1 protein-coding gene is annotated in these 889 nt (G+C 65.6%); it reads right to left on the reverse strand.

What is annotated here, in order from left to right; genetic code table 11:
* Positions 1–12 precede the first annotated feature (12 nt).
* A protein-coding gene (locus QC282_RS31990; RefSeq protein ID WP_279553100.1) for an IS5 family transposase occupies positions 13–812 on the reverse strand; the annotation gives its coding sequence in 2 pieces (ribosomal slippage) (positions 13–474 and positions 477–812; 798 coding nt in all).
* Positions 813–889: the final 77 nt, after the last annotated feature.

Raw genomic sequence — 889 nt, forward strand, 5'->3', positions numbered from 1 at the left:
TTAGACGTCATCTCATTTGGTGAGCCTGCGGTAGCAGATGAGGGTGCAGGCGATGCTGGTGAAGGCGAGGAAGTGGTCTGCTTTGCGTTCGTAGCGCCGGTGGAGGCGGCGGCAGCCGGCGAGCCAAGACATGGTTCGCTCGATGGTCCACCTGTGTCGTCCGAGCCGTTTTGAGCTTTCGATCCCTTTACGGGCGATGCGGTGGGTGATGCCGCATCTCCGTAACCATCGCCGCAGGTGAGGATAGTCGTAGCCCTTGTCGGCGTGGAGCTTTCCCGGCTTGCGCCGCCTGCGTCCACGGCGGGAGCGGATCGGCGGAATGCCCTTGACCAAGGGGATCAGGGCTTGGCTGTCGTGCAGGTTCGCGCTCGAGATTCCGACGGATATGGGCAGACCGGTCCGCTCGGTGATCAAGTGGATCTTCGAGCCATACTTGCCCCGGTCCACAGGATTCGGACCTGTCAGGTCCCCCTTTTCAGGGCCCGCATGTTCACCGAGTCGATCGCGCAGCGGGACCAGTCCAGCTCGCCGCGGGTACCGAGCTCGTCGAGCACCGCGCGGTGGAGCTTGGCCCACACCCGGGCCTTCGACCACTCGCTGAACCGCCGGTGGGCGGTTGCCCCTGACAGCCCGAAAGACGCTGTCGGGAGTTGCTGCCACGTGCAGCCCGACGTGGCCACGAACACGATCGCTGCCAGCACCTCCCGGTCGCCATGCCTACGCCGGCCCCCACCCTGAGGCCGCGACGGCGCCTCCGGCACCACCCGCTGGAATAGCTCCCACAGCTCATCCGGCACCAGCCGCTCAACAATCCCCACGACCTGTCGCACCTACGACTCGCTCGAGCAGTCGGCCTCGATCCAGGTCGCCTGGAGGTCACGGCAGATAA

It is taken from the genome of Streptomyces sp. DH24 (genome assembly GCF_029813775.1).
Taxonomy (GTDB): domain Bacteria; phylum Actinomycetota; class Actinomycetes; order Streptomycetales; family Streptomycetaceae; genus Streptomyces.